Here is a 16,220-nt window from a genome sequence, read left to right on the forward strand (position 1 = left end):
GGAAGAGTCGGTAAGGATTGGCCTTGTGTTGAGACGTCGTATAAGTCGCCCAGTATTTTAAGGCGCCTGCAAGGCTAATCTTTTCAAGATATTTCAAAATTTCACTTTCCTTCGGCGCAGGAAATATTGCATGGTTGTACGACGACTTAATCGGTCGTGCCAGCCCCCAACAACAATAAGGAAACACCCATGCAAAACGTCAAAGTGCTGATCGGTTTTCTGTGCCTGTTCAGCGGTTATGTCGCCGCCGCGCCGGCTGCCGCCGAAAAGGATGTGGCCCAAGCGGTCGACCAGCTGACCCAAGCCATGCTGCACCTGGACCTCAAGCAACTGCACGCGCTGACCGCCGATAAACTCACCTACGGCCACTCCAGCGGCAAGGTGCAGAACAAGGATCAATTCATCGCCGACCTGGAAACCCACACCAGCGCGTTCAAGACCTTGGAAATGCAAAACCAGACCATCACCCTCAGCGGCGACACCGCGCTGGTGCGCAACCACTTCCACGCGCTGGCGGTGAACAGTGGCGTCGAAGTACCGACCGACATCGACAACTTCCAGGTCTGGCAGAAACAAAAAGGCAAGTGGCTGCTGATCGGGCGCCAGGCTTACAAATATTGATCGCCCGTGACTGAGGAACCCTCTGCGCGAAGGTGAGGATCGGGTTAGCATCAGCACTCCGATACTCACCGAGCCTGAATATGGACACTCACTCGATCCTGGCCTTTACCCTCGTTGCCGCTATCGCCATTGCCAGCCCAGGCCCGGCCATCCTGATGGCCCTGAACAACAGCCTGGCCTATGGCGCGCGCTCCACGTTGTGGTCAACCGCAGGCAATGCCAGCGGGTTGTTCTGCATGTCGGCGGCAGCGATGCTGGGATTGGGTGCGTTGATCATCAGCTCCGAGTGGGTCTTCAATGCCGTGAAGGTGCTCGGCGCCGGCTACCTGTTCTACCTGGGCGCCAGCAGCCTGCTGAAAAAATCCGGCACACTCGCGCCCGGCTCGCAGGGCCCCGCCCGCGTCAATCCACCGAGTCGCTGGAAGCTTTACAAGCTGGCGTTCCTGACCGCAGTGACCAACCCCAAGGCCGTGCTGTTTTTCACCGCACTGTTTCCACAGTTCCTTAACCAGCACGCCCCGCTGGTGCCGCAGTTCCTGGTGTTGACCCTGATTTTCATCCTGCTCTCGGCGTTGTCGTTGAGCCTGTATGCCCTGCTCGCTTCGCAGGCCAAGGGCTGGCTGGCGCGCCCGGTGTTTTCCAAGTGGGTCAACCGCGTAGTGGGGGCGACGTTTATCGGCTTCGGCGCCGCGCTGCTGAGCCTGCGACGCCAGACACTCTAGTACGGCCCGACAACCCGGCGCACAGTCAGCAAGGCTTCGCGTAGTGCAGGCATGTCCACCGACCCCAAGGCCAGACGCAACGCATGCGGCACATGGGCGGAGACAGCAAATGGCTCGGCCGTCGACACGCTGACTCCCTCGCGCTGCAGGGTCATGGCGACCTGGTCGGCGCGAACCTCTTCCGCCAGGGGCAACCATAGAAAGTACGACGTGGGATGGCTGATGGTCGCCAGCCCCTTTAGCACCTGTGCGGCCAGGGCTTGCCGGGCGCGGGCATCCTGGCGTTTCTGCGCTTCGAGTTGCGCCACCGTGCCGTCCTCGATCCACGCCACGGCGATGGCACTCATCACGCCGGGCACGTTCCAGGTGGTGGCCATGATGGTGCGCTCCAGCACCTTGACCCACGCCGGCGGCGCGGCAATAAAACCCACGCGCAAGCCGGTGGCGATGCTCTTGGACAGCCCACCGACATACACCGTGCGCTCGGGTGCCAATGTCGCCAGCGGGGGTGGCGGGTTTTCGACCAGAAACGCGTAGGCCGCATCCTCGATGATCATCAGATTGTGCTGACGGGCAATGCTCACCAACTGCTCGCGCTGCGACATTTCCATCACCCAGCCCAGCGGGTTATGCAGGGTCGGCATGCAGTACACGGCCCGCACCGGGCGCTGGCGACACAACGTTTGCAGGGCCTGCAGGTCGGGCCCGGCGGGGGTGACCGGCACGGCGAGTATTTCCAGGTGCAGCGTCTCGGCCAGCACCTTGAAACCCGAATACGTCAGCGCGTCGACGGCGATCACATCCCCCGGCTTGAGCAATGCCATCAGGGTCACCGCCAGGCCGTGCTGGGCGCCACTGACCACCAGCACCTGCTCGGCCTCGACCGTCAGCCCACGGTTGAGCAGGTGCCGCGCGACGGCAGCGCGTTCGTGCAGGCGGCCGGCGTGCGGCTGGTAACGCAGCAGCGCCTCAAGGTCGCCGGACAGCGCCAGTTGCCGCAAGGCGGTGCGCAGTAAATCGGCCTGGCCCGGCAATGAGGGGTAGTTGAAATTGAGATCGAGCAGGCCGGCCGCGACGTTCATCTGCCCACTGCCCTGCCCCGGCGGCAACGCGATTTCGCGCACGAAGGTGCCACGCCCGGTCTCGCCGCTGACCAGCCCCATCGCTTCCAACTCGGTGTACACGCGACTGGCCGTGACCAGGGCCAGGCCATGGTCGGCGGCGAGTTGCCGGTGAGTCGGCAGGCGCGTGCCGGGCGCCAGCCTGCCGCTGCGGATGTCGTCGGCAAAGGTATCGACCAGGGATTTGTAACGCGCGCGCGGCATAGGTGATGTATCCATGACAATTTTTTGATTGTCCTAATACTCGCCTCTAGGATGACGCGAACGCAACCGCAGTTTTCTTGGATACCGCTCATGGAACGCACAACCCCCTTCAGCAACCTGGACACCCGTACCCAAGGCTGGATCAACGGCTTTATCGGCGTGGTGATTTTCAGCGGCTCGCTGCCGGCTACGCGCCTGGCGGTGATGGAATTCGACCCGGTGTTCCTGACCCTGCTGCGCGCCACCATTGCCGCCGTGCTGGGCCTGCTGTTGCTCCGGCTGTTCAAGGAGAAACGCCCTGCGCGCAACCAATGGGCGCCCCTGGCGGTCGTCTCGCTGGGCGTGGTGATCGGCTTCCCTTTGCTCACGGCCCTGGCGCTGCAATACGTGACCTCGGCGCACTCCATCGTATTCATCGGCCTGCTGCCTTTGGCCACGGCGGTGTTCGGCGTGCTGCGCGGCGGCGAGCGACCCCGCCCGGTGTTCTGGCTGTTTTCGGTCCTCGGCAGTGTGCTGGTGATGGGCTATGCCGTGGCCCAGGGCTTGAGCGCCGCCCCGGCGGGTGACCTGCAGATGCTGCTTGCGGTGCTGGTGTGCGGCCTGGGGTATGCCGAAGGCGCCACCTTGTCGCGCAGCCTCGGCGGTTGGCAGGTGATCTGCTGGGCGCTGGTGGTGGCGCTGCCGGTGGTGGCGCCGCTGAGCCTGCTGCTGGCGCCGTCGACCTTGAGCGGGATCAGCCTGCCGGCCTGGTTGAGCCTGGGTTATGTGGCGCTGTTCAGCATGTTGATCGGCTTCGTGTTCTGGTACCGCGGGCTGGCCCAGGGTGGCATCGCCGCCGTCGGCCAGTTGCAACTGCTGCAGCCGTTCTTCGGCCTGGCGCTGGCGGCGGGATTGCTGCATGAACAGGTGAGCCTGGGCATGGTGCTGGTGACGCTGGCGGTGATCGGTTGCGTCGCAGGCGCCAAGCGATTCGCCCGCTAGCGCTGTGGCGCGACCATCTTGAACTTGATGTCGATGCCGTCGGAGACCACGCTGTTGCCGGCCCATTCACCCTCGCCGATCTTGAAATCGCTGCGTTTGAGGATGAATTTGCCGTCGAACACGCCAATGCCGCCTTGCTCCTTGAGCACCACGTCGAGGTCCACCGGGCGCGTGGTGCCCTTGATTGTCAGGTTGCCACTGATCTTGAAGCGGTTACCTCCCAGGGGCGTGACGGCGGTGGATTCATACACGCCCACCGGGTAGGTCGCAGTGTCGAACCAGGAGGCGCGTTGCAGCTCGTCGTTGGCGTCGGGGCTGCCGGCGTCGATGCTCGCCAACTGGATCTTCAGCACCGCATGCCCGGCCTCGGGCTTTTGCGTGTCAAAGCTCAGCGTGCCCTCGAAATCGCCGAAGGTGCCATACACGCTTTGCCCCAATTGCTGGTAGGTAAAGCTGATCTGGCTGGCGGTGCGGTTGACGTCGGTGTACTCCACCGCCTGGGCGCTGGTGCCAACACCGAGGAGGACAGCCAGGTAAATGAAAGGCTTCATGCAACGCTCCGCAAGAGGACAGGACACAGTACTGAGCTAACACCTCATGCCACGGATTTATTCCCATCCGGCGCGCGCCCTGCTAAATAGAGTAGTCGCCCGAGAATAATAAGGACGTTGCATGCACTCCCCTTCGCTACAGGACATCACCGCGCCGCAAGGCATCTGTTACGGCTGCGGCAGCAGCAACCCACACGGCTTGCACATCAAGAGCCGCTGGGATGCCGACGGCGTCCACGTGGTCGCCGAGCACCTGCCCGACGCCCAATACAGCGGCTGGCCCGACCTGGTCTACGGCGGCCTGATCGCGATGCTGGTGGACTGCCATTCCAACTGGACCGCCATGGCCTATCACTACCGCGCCGAACACCGCGAACCCGGCAGCCTGCCGCGCATCGACTGCGTCACCGGCAACCTGGGGATCAAATTCATCAAGCCCACGCCGATGGGCGTAACGCTGACCTTGCGCGCCCGCGTCGAGGGCGAGGTGGGACGTAAGACCCGCGTGGTCTGCGAGGTCTACGCCGGCGACGTGCTCACGGCCATCGGCGACTCGCTGTTCGTGCGGGTCGACACCGGTCAATTGGCCGCCGCCGCCCATGGCCGCACAGACTGAGGCTGGTCTACAGTGTCTGTCACCGCTAATCGAGGATTGCACCGATGACTCGTCTCACCGCGAAAGACTTTGCCCCCGAACTGCTGGAACTCTACGACGGCTACGCCCACGGCAAGATCAACCGCCGTGAATTCCTCGACCGCGCCGCGCTGTTCACCTTTGGCGGCCTCACCGCCTCCGCCCTGCTCGCCGCCCTGAGCCCCAACTATGCGTTGGCCGAGCAAGTGAAGTTCACCGACCCGGACATCGTCGCCGACTACATCACCTACCCCTCGCCCAAGGGCAATGGCAACGTGCGCGGCTACCTGGTACGTCCGGCGAAAGCCGCCGGCAAGTTGCCAGCGGTGGTGGTCGTGCACGAAAACCGTGGCCTCAATCCCTATATCGAAGACGTCGCGCGGCGCTTGGCCAAGGCCGGGTTTATCGCGCTCGCGCCGGATGGCCTGACCTCGGTCGGCGGCTACCCCGGCAACGATGAAAAAGGCGTGGAATTGCAGCAGAAAGTCGATCCGACCAAGCTGATGAACGACTTCTTCGCCGCCATCGAATGGCTGATGCACCACGACAGCAGCACCGGCAAAGTCGGCATCACCGGCTTCTGCTATGGCGGCGGCGTGACCAATGCGGCGGCAGTCGCCTACCCGGAACTGGGCGCGGCGGTGTCGTTCTATGGGCGCCAGCCGGAGGCCAAGGACGTGCCGCGCATCAAGGCACCGATCATGCTGCACTACGGCGAGTTGGACACGCGGATCAACGAGGGATGGCCGGCCTATGAGCAGGCGTTGAAGGCGGCCGGCACTACGTACGAAGCCTATATCTACAAGGGCGCCAACCACGGTTTCCACAATGATTCGACGCCGCGTTATGACGAGGCGGCGGCGAACCTGGCGTGGGAACGCACACTGGGCTGGTTCAACAAATACCTGGCCTGACCACGCCATGGCCGGCGATCACGGTGTGTCAGGCAGACCGCGATCGCCGAGCAAGCCGGCGTTTGCAGGAGATCAATGTTCCAGTGCGTAGCGCCGGCAATGGTTGAGGTAGCCCTGCTCATGGCTCCCCACCAGTTGCACCACACTGGTCCATAACCAGGACGGTGCATCCAGCTGCTTGGAGCGATTCTCCTGCAACACTGCCATCCAGTCCTTGCGCGCGTCACGGTCCATCTGCCGGGCATGCGCGATGCCGACGACCCGCGCCAGGTAGCCGGCGGCATGCATCGCATCGGTCTCGCTCAACTCATCCAGCTCCAGCTTCATGTCCTGGGGCAGCAGTTCCCGGATAAAAAACCCATGGTCGAGAAACCGCGTCGCCACCATGCGTTCGCCCAGGCTCGGTGACAGCTGGCGCGCGCCCTCCACCACCCGACGCCCGTTATCCCGCGGCATCTTGGCACGTGCCGCACGCGGTGCTGCGGCGCCGACGGCTTCCTTGATATCGATCAGGCAATATTCCTGGTCGTCCTTGTCCCCCACTCCCAGCAACGCCGCGTAACGCAGCAGGCCCAGCGAACTGCAGCCCTTGACCCAATAGGCCGAGTCCAGCAATTCAACCTTGGCATCCTTGGGCCGCCCTTTGAGCGAGGTGACCAACTGGTGGATTTCATCGGAGGCGCAGACGCTTTCCAGCGCGGTTTTTTCGGCGCGCGACAACGACCAGAAATGCTTGCCGAGTGGAATCGTCGGCCGCGCATTTTCAATGCGCTCACGCGCAAGATTCTTCCAGGTGCGCTCCACTGCGCTGCGCATCCCGGCCTTGACCTGGGACGGACGCGGCGGCGACTCGTCGGGCTTGTCCTTGAACGCCTGTTCGTAGCCAATCATCATTTCTTCGAGCATGCGCGCGGTGGTCACACCGGGCAGGTCCGAGCCTCGTGCGGCGGTGGCCAGGGACAGGGCCAGGCGCACCAGGTCATGGGCCGGGTTGCCGATCACCGCCTGGTCCAGGTCGCGGATATGCATGTCGATGCGGCCCTTGGTGTCGCCGGTCGGGCCCAGGTTGCCGGCGTGGCAATCGCCGCAGATCCAGATGGCCGGCCCCTGTGGCAGACGCCTGCCCATCTGGCTGTGCAGCCACTCGTAGAACTGCACGGTACTGCCGCGCACATAGGCGTGTGCCGAGCGCGCCATCTTCAGGTTGCGCAGTTGGGTGAGGTGCGGCATGCGGGCGGAGGGACGCGGTATTTTCATGGAAGAACTCAGTGCAGGTGTAGCGGTAGAGCCTCGGCCTCGGGAGAATGTTTCATTATGTTTCAAAAATAAATGGCATAACGCCGCCACCATTCATAAGCCACGCCAAACAATCCCACGCCAATCGGTCTTTCTAATCGCCGTCCCCTGCGCGCTAGCATCGGTCTCACTCGATGCAGCGAGTCATAACCCTAACTGCACACATCCACAAACACTGCCGCCCTAATAAAAGAGATAACGCAGATGAATGACGTGATGAACACCGCACCCCAGGCGCCCGCCAAGATCAACCTGGTCAAGGCCCGTGGCTCGCTGGTATGGGACGACCAAGGCAAGGAATACATCGACTGCACCGCCCAGGCGTGGTCGAACAACCTGGGGGCCAATGACCCTCGCGTCGTGGAGGCGGCGATCGCGCAACTGCGCGACATGACCCACATCCGCCCCAACTTCGGCTCGCCGGCCCACACCCGGCTGGTGGCCAAGTTGCGCGAAGTCTCGCCGGCCTCCCTCAACCAGATGGGCTTCGCCCTGCATGGCAGTCTCGCCGGTGAAATGGCGATGAAGCTGGCGTTCAAGAACCGCCCCGGCGCGCAGAACCTGCTGGTGCTGCAGGACGGTTACCACGGCCGTTCCCTGGCCACGCTCGGCGCCAGCTGGCCGCACCCGAACAACCCGTTCCTGGCGATCCAGCCACGTTTCACCCGCGTGCCGCACCCCAACCCCTACCGCACCCGCCTGGGCCTGGACCCGGAAACCGAATCCCAGCTGTGCCTCGGCCTGCTCGAAGACACCATCCTCAAGGGCGTCGACGGCGGCGTGGCGGCGGTGATGATGGAGCCGATCCAGGGCAATGGCGGGCATATCGAGTTCCCGCGTTCGTACTACAAGGGCGTGCGCGAAATCTGTGATCGCCTCGGCGTGCTGTTGATTTTCGATGAAGTGCAAACCGGGTTCGGGCGCATGGGCACCATGTGGGCCGCGGACTATTACGACGTACTGCCCGACATCATTGTGTTCGGCAAGGGCGTGGGCGGTGGCTTCCCGCTGGCCGGGATCCTCGCCGATGACAAGCTCAAGTGGTTCGACGAAGGCGAAGAAGCACTGACCTTCGGCCACTTCCCGGTCTCGCTGGCCGCCGGCTACGCGGCCGTGGAGGCCATCGTCGCCGACAACCTGTGCGAGAAGGCGCGCGATTCCGGCGACTACATCACCGCGCGGCTCAAGGAGATGCAGAGCCGCCATCCGCTGATCGGCGATGTACGCTGCCCGGGCCTGATGGCGTCCATCGAGCTGGTCAAGGATCGCACCACCAAGGAGCCGGCGTGCCGTGAATCCCAGGAGGTGTATCGCCTTGGGGTGGAACGCGGCGTATTGTTCGGCGAGAGCCGCTACGCCGGCCTGGGCAACCTGATCAAGGTCAAGCCGCCGCTGGACATCGAGCGCCCGCTGCTGGCCAAGGCCCTGGATGTGCTGGACGACGTCATCGGCATCATCGAGGAGCAACGGTCATGAGCACGATTGTCGACACCCCGGTGACCGCCCCACCGAATGCGCAGGCACCACTGTCCGGCGACGATGCCGACCTGGCGAGCCTCGGCTACGAGCAAAAAATGCACCGCACCATGAGTGCCTTCACCTCGTTTGCGCTGGCCTTTTCCATGGTTTCGATCAACACCGGCGTGGTCACCCTGTTTGCCGACCCGTTCAACCGGGTCGGCGGTATCGGCATCCTCCTGTGGCTGCTGGTAATCCCGTTGGTGTGCTGCATCGTCATGGTCTACTGCCACCTGGCCGGGCGCATTCCGCTGACCGGCTACGCCTATCAATGGTCGAGCCGCCTGGCCGGCAATCACTTCGGCTGGTTCACCGGCTGGGTGGCGTTCACCTCGTTTGTCGCCGGCACCGCCGCCACCTCGGCGGCGATCGGCACGGTGTTCGCGCCGGAGATCTGGGCCAACCCCACCCAAGGCCAGATCCAGGGCCTGAGCATCGGCGCCACGCTGGTGGTGGGCCTGCTGAACATCTGCGGGATTCGCCTCGCCACGCGGATCAATGACATCGGCGCGATCATCGAAATCATCGGCACGGTGCTGCTGGCCATTGCCTTGTTCCTGGGAGTGCTGTTCTTCTTCGAGCACACCCAGGGTGTGGCGATCCTGACCTCGGCGCAACCGGTCAGCGGTGGCGAGATCAGCTTCACCACCCTCGCCCTCGCGACCCTGCTGCCGGTATCGGTGCTGCTGGGCTGGGAAGGCGCGGCGGACCTTTCCGAAGAGACCAAGGACCCACGCCGCGCGGCGCCCCGGGCGATGATCCGTGCGGTGCTGGTGTCCAGCGTGCTGGGTTTCGTGGTGTTCGCGCTGCTGAGCATCGCCATCCCCGGCTCGGTCAGCGACCTGCTCAGCCACAGCGAAAACCCGGTGATCAACATCGTGCGCCTGCAACTGGGCAACGCAGCGGGGGTGGGCATGATCGTGATCGCGTTCGCGTCGATCCTCGCATGCCTGATCGCCAACATGGCGGTCGCCACGCGCATGACCTTCGCCCTGTCGCGCGACAACATGCTGCCGGGCTCCAAGGTGCTGGCGAAGATCAACCCGCACTTCGGCACGCCGGTGGCCGCCATCGTGCTGATCACCGCCATTGCCGTGCTGCTCAACCTGGCGAGCGGCGGGTTTGTCACCGCGATCTACTCGATGGTCGGGCTGACTTACTACTGCACCTACCTGCTGACGCTGATCGCGGCGTTCCTGGCCTACCGCAGCGGGCGCATGCCCGGCGCGCCCGAGGGCGTCTTCAGCCTCGGCCGCTGGCTGTTGCCGATGATCCTGCTGGGCGGCGCCTGGGCCATCGCGGTAATCCTCACCCTCAGCGTGCCCGAAGAAAGCCACACCGGCGCCCTCACCACCGGCGTTACACTGGGCGTCGGTGTGCTGTGGTGGCTGTTCTCGCTGCGCACACGCCTCAACAATGGCAGTGCCGGGCCGAGCAGCAAATTGCTGGATCACTAACCCGCACCAGGCCCTGCATAAAACCCCGTACGCGGGGTTTTGTGTTGTCACCCTCAAGGAGATTGACCGATGTTTGCACAGGCCACCTGGCTCAACCCGCCGCAACAATGGACGCGGCAGGCTGACCACCTGACCGTCGTCACCGATGCCCACACTGACTTCTGGCGTGAAACCCACTATGGATTTGTCCGCGACAACGGCCACTTCCTGCACGTGCAAACCGCCGGCGCATTCACTGCGCAGGTGAAAGTCGAAGGCGCCTTCGCCGAGCTTTACGACCAGGCCGGCTTGATGGTGCGGGTGGATGAAGCGCATTGGGTGAAGATCGGCGCCGAGTTGTCGGATGGCGTGACGCTGCTCAGCAGCGTGTTGACCGACGAGGTCTCGGACTGGGCCACCGGTGTCTTTCCCGGTGACCCGCAGGCATTCTGGATTCGCGCCACGGTGGCCAATGGCGTGCTGCGGGTGCAAGTGTCAGTGGACGGCGTGCACTGGCCACTGGTGCGCCTGGCGCCCTTCCCGGTCGCCGCGTCCTACCAGGTGGGCCCCTACTGCTGCACACCGGAACGCGCGGGGCTGCAGGTGCGGTTTTCCGAATGGCAGGTGGACGCGCCCAACGGCAAGTCGCTGCACGACCTGTCCTGACTAGCCTCGGCTGCGGGCGACTTCCAGCGCCAGCTCGGCGAAGTTGCGCGCGGCCACGCTGGGATGTGGCGGCAAGGCCACCGCGACGGCGCACATCGGCATATCAGCGATCACCGGAAACGCCAGCCCCGGCCGCGCGTAGAAGCGTGCCGTGGACAGCGCGGTGATGCTGATGCCGCGCTCGGCGGCGACAGCCTGCAATTCGGTTTCCACCGTCGAGGCTTCGTGCACGATGCGCGCCGGCTGGCCATTGCGATAGGCGTCGGCGGTCCAGTAGCTGCGCCATACCCCGCTGCCCGGCGCGGCGATAATCGGCTCGTCGAGCAGGTCATGAATACTCACACGACTCTCCCCGGCCAAGCGATGCCCGGAAGCCAGGCAGGCCACGCACGGCTCGGTGACCAGCGTGTGCAACTCGATCTCCGCCAGGCCCAGCGGCGGGCGCAACACCGCGACGTCCATGCCGTCGTCGATGCCGGCGTGGGGCGAACCGAAATCGTATTCACGTACCACCAGTTCAATCTCGGGATAACGCCTGGCGAACACGCTGAGGATCTGTGGCATCAGGTCGACACCCGCACCGATCAAGAAACCGATATTCAAGGAACCGCGTACCCCGCGTGCATGTTCCTGGGCGGTGCGCACCAGTCGGCTGACACCGTTGACGATGTCTCGCGCTTCCACCAGCAACGCCAAGCCCGCCTCGGTCAGTGCGACGTTGCGGGTGTTGCGCTGGAACAGCTGCACGTCCAGCAGCGCCTCGAACTGGCGGATCGTCTGGGACAGCGCCGGTTGCGAGACATGCAGCCGAGTCGCGGCGCGCACAAAGCTGAGCTCCTCGGCCACCACCACAAAGGCCTTGAGTTGACGGATGTCCACGCCGGAAGTTTGCATCGAGGCTCCTTGTGATAAGCCTTTGGGCCGAGGGTGAGAATCGCATGAGGCATGACACCAAGGACAGCACAAATATTGTGGGGGGAGTTTGTCCTCTGCAGAGGTTGTCCTGTGCCAAGGGGGGGTTGTCCTGGGCAGAGGGGTTGTCCTGTGGCAAGGGGGCTTGTTCTGGGCAGAAGGGCTTGTCCTGTGGCAAGGGGATTGTTCTGAGCAGAGGGGTTGTCCTGTGGTGAGGGGACTTTCCTGGACAGAAGGGTTTTCCTGTGGTGAGGGGGCTTGCCCCCCGTTGGGCTGCGAAGCGGCCCCAAAAAAAGCGGGAGCGCTTCGCACTCCAACGGGGGGCAAGCCCCCTCACTACAGGACTAGCCCCCTCACCACAGGTCGACCCAACTTCAGTGATCAGGCACTTCGCACAACCATGCCTTGAACGCCGCCATCGCCGATGTTTCAGCCCGTGACTGCAAACGCGTCAACCAATAACTGCCCGTGGTAATGCCCACCGCGAACGGCTGGCGAATCGCATCACTTTCCAGTTGCCGCGAGAACATCATCGCCGGTGCCAGTGCCACGCCGATGCCTTGCAGCGCCGCCTCCATCATCGCCAGCGACGAGTCGAACACAATGCTGCGCGGTACCAGGGTGTCGGCGGGCAGCCCGGCGGCCTGGAACCACAGGTTCCACTCATCGGCGCGGTAGGAGCGCAGCAGCGTGTGCTTCAACAGGTCGGCCGGCGTGTGCAGTTGCTCGGCAATCTGCGGGACGCACAACACGGTCAAGGGGGCTTCGAGCAGTTGGCATGCATCGGTGCCGTGCCAGGCACCGGCGCCGAAGCGGATCGCGTAATCCAGGCCTTCGGCAGCCACGTCGACGCGGTTGTTGTGGGTCGACAGGCGCAGGTCGATAAACGGGTAGCGGCTCTGGAAGTCCGGCAGGCGTGGCAGCAGCCAGCCGACGGCAAAGGTGCCGACCGCGCCGACTGTGAGGACCTCGCGGTAATGCCCGCCCTCGAACTGGCCTAAGGTATGTGCAATGCGGTCGAACGATTCACGCACCACCGGCAGCAGGGTCTCGCCTTCGCGGGTGAGCATCAGCCCGCGTGGCAGGCGCTTGAACAAGGTGACATTGAGCTGCGCCTCGAGGCTCTTGACCTGATGGCTGACCGCCGCCTGGGTCACGCACAGCTCGATGGCGGCGCGGGTAAAGCTCAGGTGCCGGGCGGCCGCCTCGAAGGCGCGCAAGGCGTTCAGCGGCAGATGGGAGCGGAGCATAGTGACCCCAGAATTTCTAATGGCTGCTGCGAGATATCATCGTTTGCCCAGGGTTGGCGAACTGCATACATTTGCCTCGCCCGCGCAGGCTCTTTTCAATCGATCACTCTCATGGAAGCGTTATCATGCCCAAACATTTACGGTCTGGCGTGCTTAATTTCACCGCCATCGCGGCCTTTTTCAGCGCCAGCCACTGCCTGGCCGCCGCCGACCTGCAGGCCGTAGCCGACGCCAGCATCAAACCCCTGATGCAGCAGCAGGCTATTTCCGGCCTGGTCGTCGGCGTGATCAAGGACGGCAAGGCGCAATACTTTAACTACGGCGTCGCCAGCAAAGACACGCAGCAATCCGTCAGTGAAGACACCCTGTTTGAAGTCGGTTCGGTAAGCAAGACCTTCGCCGCGACCCTCGCCGGTTATGCGGTGGCCAGCGGCACACTCACGCTCTCCGACAAAGCCAGCCACTATTTGCCCGCACTCGCCGGCGGCACGTTCGATCACGTCAGCGTGCTCAACCTCGGCACCTACACGGCCGGCGGCCTGCCCCTGCAATTCCCCGCCGCGGCGGATAACAACCAGCACATGCTCAGCTACTTCCAGCACTGGAAACCCGACTTCGCGCCTGGCACCCAGCGCTTGTACTCCAACCCGAGCCTGGGCCTGTTCGGCTACCTCGCGGCACAAAGCCTGAAGCAGCCGTTCGATCAACTGATGGAAAAAACCCTGCTGCCCCAACTCGGGCTCAAGCACACCTTCATCAACGTGCCGAAAAGCCAAATGAGCCTCTACGCCCAAGGCTATGGCAAGGACGGCAAACCGGTACGCGTCAGCCCCGGCGCGCTGGACAGCGAAGCCTACGGGATCAAGACCAGTGCCGCTGACCTGCTGCACTACGTTGAAGTGAACATGCACCCGACGCGCCTGAGTAAAACCTTGCAGCAGGCGATAGGCGTCACCCACACCGGCTATTACACCGTGGACGGCATGACACAGGGTCTCGGCTGGGAAATGTACCCCTACCCCGTTCCGCTTCAAATATTGCTCGACGGCAACTCCACGCAAATGGCCATGCAGCCGCACCCGGTCAACTGGCTGACCCCGCCACGAGCGCCGCACGCCGATACGTGGGTGAACAAGACCGGTTCCACCAGTGGCTTTGGCGCCTACGTGGCCTACGTACCGAGCAAGGGGCTTGGGGTGGTGATCCTGGCGAACAAGAACTACCCGAATGGTGAACGCGTGAAAGTCGCGCATGCGCTTTTGAGCGCGATGGATAACTGAGATCCGACACAAAACTGAACTGTGGGAGCGGCGGTGCGACGATTCGACTCGCCCGGCTCCCACAGGGTATTGCAGTGTTTTCGCCGGTTACATGCCCAGCCAGTGCGGCAACGCCAGCGAGATGAACGGCAGGTACGTGACCATGATCAGGAACACCAGCAGGATCATCAGCCACGGCAACGCCGCGCGAATCGTCTGCCCGAGGCTCAGGCCGGTCACCGCCGAGGTCACGAACAGGTTCAACCCGACCGGTGGGTGGACCAGGCCGATTTCCATGTTGACCACCATCACGATCCCCAGGTGAATCGGGTCAATGCCCAGCTTCATCGCAATCGGGAAAAAGATCGGCGCCAGGATCAGCACAATCGCCGACGGCTCCATGAAGCTCCCCGCCACCAGCAACACAATATTGACCATGATCAGAAAGCCGATCGGCGTCAGCCCTTCGGAGATCACCCACGCGGTGATTTCCTGCGGGATCTGCTCGGTGGTCAGCACATGCGCAAAGAGCATGGCGTTGGCGATGATAAACATCAGCATGATCGCCAGGCGCCCGGACTCCAGCAGCACCTTGGGGCAGTCGCGAAACGTCATGTCCTTGTAGATGAACAGCGCGACAAACGCCGAGTACACCGCCGCCACCGCCGCCGCTTCGGTCGGGGTGAACATGCCGCTGTAGATGCCGCCGAGAATAATCACCAGCAGCAACAGGCCCCAGAATGCACGGCGTGCGCAGGTCAGCCACTCACGAAAGGTCGCGCGCGGCTGCGCCGGCAGCTTCTTGATGCGCGCGACAATGTAGATCGCGACCATCAACATCAGCCCGAGCAGCAGGCCGGGAATCACCCCGGCCATGAACAGCTTGCCCACCGAGGTTTCCGTCGCCGCCGAGTACACCACCATCACGATCGACGGCGGAATCAGGATACCCAGGGTGCCGGCGTTGCAGATGATCCCCGCGCCGAATTCCTTCGGGTAACCGGAGCGCACCATTCCCGCCACGGCAATCGAGCCCACCGCTGCCACCGTCGCCGGTGACGAGCCGGACAGCGCCGCGAACAGCATGCACGCCAGCACCGCCGCAATTGCCAGGCCGCCACGGATATGCCCGACACAGGCGTTGGCGAAGTCGATCAGGCGCTGCGCCACGCCGCCCGTGGTCATGAACGCACCGGACAACAGGAAGAACGGAATCGCCAGGAAGGTGTAGGCGTCCGAGGTTTCGAACAGCTTGATCGCCAGCGAACTCACCGAGTCCTGGCTGAACATCAGGATCGACACCGCGCCGGACAAGCCCAGGGAAATCGCGATGGGCACGCCGAGGAACATGAACACGAACAACAGCAGGAATAGACAGAGCACGGCCATCAGTGACGCTCCTCATGGCTGCCAGCCAACTTGCTGGCCTCACCGGCCTCGTCGGCCAGGCCCAACCCGACCTGACGGTGGGTAAAGATGCGGTAGAAAATTTCCAGGTAGCGGATAAACACCAGGGCAAAGCCGATCGGCACGATGATCACGATGTCGCCGACGTCGACGCCGTACTGGTCGAGGTCTTCGGCGCCGATATGGGCCGTCATCACCGCGCTGACCCACTTGTAGCTGGCGACCATGAACAGCCCGGCGTAGGCCAGGCAGCACAGGCACGCGAGCATCCCGAGCACGCGTTGCACCGGGCGCTTGGTCAGCTTGACCAAGGCGTCCACGCCCAGATGGCCGGCGGTGCGCACGCCGTAGGAAATGCCAAAGAAGATCAACCAGCCGAACATCGCCTTGGTCAGCGCCACGCTCCAGGTCATGTCCTGGGCCCAGGTCATGGTGTGGTCGCCCAGGGCATTGAAGAAATTGCTGCTCAAGGCCCACTTGTCGGCCAGGGAGAAGAACAGCGTGTAGATGTTGTTGAGCATGACGTAGACGAATGTCACCAGGGTCATGGCGGCCAGCAGGAAGGCAATAAAGCCTTCCTCCAGGTGCTCCCAGACGCGCCTTAGCGTTTGCATGGCAAAACCTCGCGAAACTGGACGGGGGTATTCACGACAAGTCACTGACGAAACCGGATCAATGTGGGAGCTGGCTTGCCTGCGATACGGGCGACTCGGTCTTTCAGGAACACC

At 63.4% G+C, this 16,220-nt stretch carries 16 protein-coding genes; 9 read left to right on the plus strand and 7 right to left on the minus strand.

The features are described from left to right. Positions 1-189 precede the first annotated feature (189 nt). Both NTD80_RS29125 and NTD80_RS29130 read left to right on the plus strand, forming a co-directional pair. Complete coding sequence (locus NTD80_RS29125) at positions 190-621, plus strand: nuclear transport factor 2 family protein (protein ID WP_262135735.1); 432 nt, start codon at positions 190-192, stop codon at positions 619-621. Between the two features lie 80 nt (positions 622-701). Then, entirely contained in the window at positions 702-1,343 is a 642-nt protein-coding gene (locus NTD80_RS29130) for a LysE family translocator (RefSeq protein ID WP_262135736.1), read from the plus strand. Here the strand turns inward: NTD80_RS29130 and NTD80_RS29135 are convergent. After that, positions 1,340-2,668 (minus strand): PLP-dependent aminotransferase family protein, encoded by a 1,329-nt coding sequence (locus tag NTD80_RS29135; protein WP_262135737.1) that lies wholly within the window; start codon positions 2,666-2,668, stop codon positions 1,340-1,342. The two genes, NTD80_RS29130 and NTD80_RS29135, sit on opposite strands and share 4 nt — an antisense overlap. 90 nt (positions 2,669-2,758) lie before the next feature. Between NTD80_RS29135 and NTD80_RS29140 the strand changes: the two genes are divergently transcribed. Further along, positions 2,759-3,649, plus strand: a complete 891-nt coding sequence (locus tag NTD80_RS29140) for a DMT family transporter (RefSeq protein ID WP_262135738.1) — start codon at positions 2,759-2,761, stop codon at positions 3,647-3,649. Here NTD80_RS29140 and NTD80_RS29145 read toward each other — a convergent pair. Then, a complete protein-coding gene (locus tag NTD80_RS29145; protein WP_262135739.1) occupies positions 3,646-4,200 on the minus strand; it encodes a YceI family protein in 555 nt (184 codons plus the stop codon). The genes NTD80_RS29140 and NTD80_RS29145 overlap by 4 nt on opposite strands. A 121-nt stretch (positions 4,201-4,321) precedes the next feature. Between NTD80_RS29145 and NTD80_RS29150 the strand changes: the two genes are divergently transcribed. Both NTD80_RS29150 and yghX read left to right on the plus strand, forming a co-directional pair. Further along, complete coding sequence (locus NTD80_RS29150) at positions 4,322-4,816, plus strand: PaaI family thioesterase (protein WP_262135740.1); 495 nt, start codon at positions 4,322-4,324, stop codon at positions 4,814-4,816. A gap of 44 nt (positions 4,817-4,860) precedes the next feature. Beyond that, entirely contained in the window at positions 4,861-5,748 is an 888-nt protein-coding gene (yghX, locus tag NTD80_RS29155; RefSeq protein ID WP_262135741.1) for a YghX family hydrolase, read from the plus strand. Between the two features lie 72 nt (positions 5,749-5,820). Here yghX and NTD80_RS29160 read toward each other — a convergent pair whose 3' ends face one another. After that, on the minus strand, positions 5,821-7,005 hold the full coding sequence (locus tag NTD80_RS29160; protein WP_262135742.1) for a DUF2252 domain-containing protein: 1,185 nt from the start codon (positions 7,003-7,005) through the stop codon (positions 5,821-5,823). A 243-nt stretch (positions 7,006-7,248) separates the two neighbouring features. On the opposite strand from NTD80_RS29160, the gene NTD80_RS29165 reads away from it, so the two are divergent. The 3 genes from NTD80_RS29165 (at position 7,249) to NTD80_RS29175 (ending at position 10,664) form a co-directional block, all read left to right on the plus strand. After that, on the plus strand, positions 7,249-8,520 hold the full coding sequence (locus NTD80_RS29165) for an aspartate aminotransferase family protein (RefSeq protein ID WP_120448796.1): 1,272 nt from the start codon (positions 7,249-7,251) through the stop codon (positions 8,518-8,520). Beyond that, entirely contained in the window at positions 8,517-10,019 is a 1,503-nt protein-coding gene (locus NTD80_RS29170; protein WP_065907977.1) for an APC family permease, read from the plus strand. The genes NTD80_RS29165 and NTD80_RS29170 overlap by 4 nt, the downstream gene beginning before the upstream one ends. Positions 10,020-10,088: 69 nt before the next feature. After that, positions 10,089-10,664: a DUF1349 domain-containing protein gene (locus NTD80_RS29175; protein ID WP_262135743.1), complete on the plus strand. Its 576-nt coding sequence runs from the start codon at positions 10,089-10,091 to the stop codon at positions 10,662-10,664. Here NTD80_RS29175 and NTD80_RS29180 read toward each other — a convergent pair whose 3' ends face one another. Both NTD80_RS29180 and NTD80_RS29185 read right to left on the minus strand, forming a co-directional pair. Then, on the minus strand, positions 10,665-11,558 hold the full coding sequence (locus NTD80_RS29180; RefSeq protein WP_106803652.1) for a LysR family transcriptional regulator: 894 nt from the start codon (positions 11,556-11,558) through the stop codon (positions 10,665-10,667). It lies immediately after the preceding gene. Positions 11,559-11,950: 392 nt separating this feature from the next. Next, positions 11,951-12,826 (minus strand): LysR family transcriptional regulator, encoded by an 876-nt coding sequence (locus tag NTD80_RS29185; protein WP_262135744.1) that lies wholly within the window; start codon positions 12,824-12,826, stop codon positions 11,951-11,953. Between the two features lie 125 nt (positions 12,827-12,951). Between NTD80_RS29185 and ampC the strand changes: the two genes are divergently transcribed. Beyond that, on the plus strand, positions 12,952-14,106 hold the full coding sequence (gene ampC / locus NTD80_RS29190) for a class C beta-lactamase (RefSeq protein WP_262135745.1): 1,155 nt from the start codon (positions 12,952-12,954) through the stop codon (positions 14,104-14,106). An 87-nt stretch (positions 14,107-14,193) separates the two neighbouring features. On the opposite strand, the gene dctM is transcribed toward ampC, so the two are convergent. Together dctM and NTD80_RS29200 are read right to left on the minus strand one after the other, a co-directional pair. Continuing rightward, on the minus strand, positions 14,194-15,474 hold the full coding sequence (gene dctM / locus NTD80_RS29195) for a C4-dicarboxylate TRAP transporter large permease protein DctM (protein WP_065907971.1): 1,281 nt from the start codon (positions 15,472-15,474) through the stop codon (positions 14,194-14,196). Continuing rightward, complete coding sequence (locus NTD80_RS29200) at positions 15,474-16,106, minus strand: TRAP transporter small permease (protein ID WP_065907970.1); 633 nt, start codon at positions 16,104-16,106, stop codon at positions 15,474-15,476. Before NTD80_RS29200 ends, dctM begins: the two co-directional genes overlap by 1 nt. Between the last annotated feature and the right edge of the window lie 114 nt (positions 16,107-16,220).

Origin of the sequence: Pseudomonas sp. 13B_2.1_Bac1 (genome assembly GCF_025466155.1) — a bacterium.
In the GTDB taxonomy this organism is placed as follows: Bacteria; Pseudomonadota; Gammaproteobacteria; order Pseudomonadales; family Pseudomonadaceae; genus Aquipseudomonas; species Aquipseudomonas aylmerensis.

Bases quoted from the DNA above. Each gene is read 5' to 3' on its own strand.
- NTD80_RS29170 (WP_065907977.1), top strand. From the start codon at position 8,517: ATGAGCACGATTGTCGACACCCCGGTGACCGCCCCACCGAATGCGCAG.
- NTD80_RS29160 (WP_262135742.1), bottom strand. From the start codon at position 7,005: ATGAAAATACCGCGTCCCTCCGCCCGCATGCCGCACCTCACCCAACTG.
- NTD80_RS29125 (WP_262135735.1), top strand. From the start codon at position 190: ATGCAAAACGTCAAAGTGCTGATCGGTTTTCTGTGCCTGTTCAGCGGT.
- NTD80_RS29135 (WP_262135737.1), bottom strand. From the start codon at position 2,668: ATGCCGCGCGCGCGTTACAAATCCCTGGTCGATACCTTTGCCGACGAC.
- dctM (WP_065907971.1), bottom strand. From the start codon at position 15,474: ATGGCCGTGCTCTGTCTATTCCTGCTGTTGTTCGTGTTCATGTTCCTC.
- NTD80_RS29200 (WP_065907970.1), bottom strand. From the start codon at position 16,106: ATGCAAACGCTAAGGCGCGTCTGGGAGCACCTGGAGGAAGGCTTTATT.
- yghX (WP_262135741.1), top strand. From the start codon at position 4,861: ATGACTCGTCTCACCGCGAAAGACTTTGCCCCCGAACTGCTGGAACTC.
- NTD80_RS29150 (WP_262135740.1), top strand. From the start codon at position 4,322: ATGCACTCCCCTTCGCTACAGGACATCACCGCGCCGCAAGGCATCTGT.
- NTD80_RS29140 (WP_262135738.1), top strand. From the start codon at position 2,759: ATGGAACGCACAACCCCCTTCAGCAACCTGGACACCCGTACCCAAGGC.
- NTD80_RS29130 (WP_262135736.1), top strand. From the start codon at position 702: ATGGACACTCACTCGATCCTGGCCTTTACCCTCGTTGCCGCTATCGCC.
- NTD80_RS29185 (WP_262135744.1), bottom strand. From the start codon at position 12,826: ATGCTCCGCTCCCATCTGCCGCTGAACGCCTTGCGCGCCTTCGAGGCG.
- NTD80_RS29145 (WP_262135739.1), bottom strand. From the start codon at position 4,200: ATGAAGCCTTTCATTTACCTGGCTGTCCTCCTCGGTGTTGGCACCAGC.
- ampC (WP_262135745.1), top strand. From the start codon at position 12,952: ATGCCCAAACATTTACGGTCTGGCGTGCTTAATTTCACCGCCATCGCG.
- NTD80_RS29175 (WP_262135743.1), top strand. From the start codon at position 10,089: ATGTTTGCACAGGCCACCTGGCTCAACCCGCCGCAACAATGGACGCGG.
- NTD80_RS29165 (WP_120448796.1), top strand. From the start codon at position 7,249: ATGAATGACGTGATGAACACCGCACCCCAGGCGCCCGCCAAGATCAAC.
- NTD80_RS29180 (WP_106803652.1), bottom strand. From the start codon at position 11,558: ATGCAAACTTCCGGCGTGGACATCCGTCAACTCAAGGCCTTTGTGGTG.